The sequence below is a fragment of the Methanosphaera sp. A6 genome, assembly GCF_001729395.1.
Taxonomy (GTDB): Archaea; Methanobacteriota; Methanobacteria; order Methanobacteriales; family Methanobacteriaceae; genus Methanosphaera; species Methanosphaera stadtmanae.
In genome coordinates this window covers 1-2,784 of record NZ_MAIF01000005.1, presented here as the reverse complement: position 1 = coordinate 2,784, position 2,784 = coordinate 1, and the positions used below count along the sequence as shown (strand labels likewise).

At 24.6% G+C, this 2,784-nt stretch carries 2 protein-coding genes; one reads left to right on the top strand and one right to left on the bottom strand.

The window, feature by feature from the left end:
- The first annotated feature begins 84 nt into the window (after positions 1-84).
- Positions 85-294 carry a histone family protein gene (locus A9758_RS00160; protein WP_011406212.1) on the top strand — a complete coding sequence of 70 codons (210 nt, stop codon included), beginning with the start codon at positions 85-87 and terminating at the stop codon, positions 292-294.
- Between the two features lie 52 nt (positions 295-346).
- On the opposite strand, the gene A9758_RS00155 is transcribed toward A9758_RS00160, so the two are convergent.
- Positions 347-2,467: an Ig-like domain-containing protein gene (locus tag A9758_RS00155; RefSeq protein WP_011406341.1), complete on the bottom strand. Its 2,121-nt coding sequence runs from the start codon at positions 2,465-2,467 to the stop codon at positions 347-349.
- Positions 2,468-2,784 lie beyond the last annotated feature (317 nt).

Below are 2,784 nucleotides of genomic sequence, written 5' to 3'. Positions count from 1 at the left end.
GTATTGAAAACTTAATAATTATATACAACTAAAAACAATACATATAAATACTATAAAAATATATTTTTGTATAGGAGTGATATTATGGAGACTTTACCTATTGCACCAATTGGTAGAATTCTATCAAATGCAGGTGCACCTAGAGCAACAAAAGATGCAAAAGTAGAATTATCCCAACAATTAACAGAATTAGGGGAAATTATAGCTGACGAAGCTGTAGCTATTGCAAAGCATTCTGGTAGAAAAACAGTGAAAGCATCTGATGTTGAACTAGCGGTAAAACTCAAATTTTAAAATTCTAAAAAAAATTTAAATCAACCTTAAAAATACAAAAATATTTTTTTTTTTAATTTACTATAGTAATCTTACTATTTAATTCACATCTTTCATATATACTATCACCATATACTACTGTTAGATTATATATCTTTGAACTCATAGGTGGTAGAGTGTATGTTATAGTAGCTATTCCATTTTCTACTGTTGCATATATTATGTTTCCAGATGGATCTTTCAATGTTTTTTTATTTATTTTAAATATAACATGTCCTGTATTTACAGTTTTATTGTCATGTGTTACATTTACTGATAATTTTATTGTTTCATTTGATTTGAATGTAGTTTGAGATGTGTATGTTAGTGTTACATTCTCTTTAAGTAATGTTATTGTTGAATTATTTGTATTTGATAGATAATGTTGATATCCACCATATACTGCTGTTAATGTATATTCTGATTTTCTCCAATTTTCTGGTATTGTGTAGTTAGATAATTGTGCTACTCCATTTTCTACTCTTAAGTATATTATATTACCATTATCATCTTTTAGAGTTTTACCATTTATTTTAAGTACAACTTTTCCTCCATGTACTGTTTTATTAGTTTCATCTAGTACTTGACATGTAAGATTTACTTTCATATCTCTATATGTTGTTATATTATTAAGTAAAATTCTTGTTTTAAAGTGGTTATTATTATCTAATGTATTTATGGTATTTGTCGTGTTTATAGAAATATCTCCAGCTTTTCTTTTAGATATTAATGTATTGTTTACTATTGTGTTATTATTTGATCCAAGGAGTGTTATAGTATGTGTTGTATTTGTTAGTATAATATTTGTTGTTATTTGATTATCTGTGGACTCTTTAAGTAGTATTCCCACATCCTCATTTTTTAGTGAATTTAATTTTATGTTATTTTTATGTATTGTGTTGTTTTTTCCATTTATTATTATAATTCCATTGATATTTTGTCCTGTTATACTTATTTTATTATGATTTATTTGTGAATCTTTAATATTTCCAATATCCATTGCTGTTGAATAATTTCCATCTACTTCTATTCTATTAAATAGTATGGTATTATTTCTAGTTTCACCCACCATATTATCCTTTGAAATTGCAATTCCATCAGATATATTTTGTGAAATACTACTTATGTTGTTGTATGTAATTTGAATGTTACTTGCTGCAGAAAATATTTGAATACTATCAGCAAATGCTAATCCATGACTTGTAATGTTGTTGTAATTTATTTTATTATTGTTAATATTCTGACCTAAATTAATTCCATATACATAATCATGTCCTGTTGTTATTATATTGTTATATTCAACAGTGTTATTTTCTGCCTTATCTCCATGTATGGCTCCTTGTATTGTTATTGATTCTATTGCTCCATAAGGTATTTTTGATATTGTAGAATATGTTGTTATGTTATTGTAGAGTACTTTATTGTTGTTTGATGTTATTGCTATGGATAGTGTTCTTGCAAGATCTGGATCAGAGTACCAGTCAATTTCATCTGATGGTCCTCCAACATGTATATTGTTATTTATTATAGTTGAATTGTTACCTGTTATGTATATTGCTTTAACATCGTTTGTTGTATTGTATGTTATGTTACAATTTTCTATTATTGTATTTTCTTTTTCTATAACTATTGCACTGTTTTTATTTGTGTTGTTAAATGTTATGTTACTGATTTTTATTGATGGTAGTTGTATATTAATTGTTGAATCATGTAGTAGAGCATTTTTTCCTGTTATATTGAATGGTACTGTGTCTATGTAGAATGTCTTATTTTTGAATTCTCCAGTTAATGTTACTGTTGAATGGGATAATGTATTATCTAGTACAAATCCATCTTCATCAAAGTAGTCATCGTAGTTTGTATTGTTTATTATATAACTGTTTTTGCTTTTAAGATTTTTTGTGGAATGATTATTTTTTGAAGTTTCTGTTAGTTGATTAGATGTTGTTTCAATGGTTTTTTTTATCTTAGGGTTATTTATCTGTTGTGATTGTATATCATCTGTACTTTGTTGAATGGGACTCTCTTGTGTTGTAATAGTATGTGTTTCCATGTTTTTAGTTTGAGTGTTTGTTTCTGTTGCATTGACAATAGACAAGCTAAGTAGTATGAGTAATGATATTAGAAAAATATGTAGAATATTTTTCTTTGTCATATTATAACTTCCATTATTTTTTTTATAATAAATTTTATTCTAAATAAATTTATATGAATTAATTTATATTTATTAAACTATTTAAATAGTATGATTTTTTTTTAAAAAAAGAGTTTTATCTATGAATAATATATAGAATATCCTAGTATGATATGAAGTTTCTATTAAACTTATTTTCATATCAAGAATAATTCTTTTTTCATATAGTTAAAGTTATATTTAGTTAAATGTGTTGACTTCTTTTAGTAATATTTCTAAAGTTAATATATCATGTTAAATAGAAAATAATATATTTATATAATTAATATAAAGTAGAT

Bases quoted from the DNA above. Each gene is read 5' to 3' on its own strand.
- A9758_RS00160 (WP_011406212.1), top strand. From the start codon at position 85: ATGGAGACTTTACCTATTGCACCAATTGGTAGAATTCTATCAAATGCA.
- A9758_RS00155 (WP_011406341.1), bottom strand. From the start codon at position 2,467: ATGACAAAGAAAAATATTCTACATATTTTTCTAATATCATTACTCATA.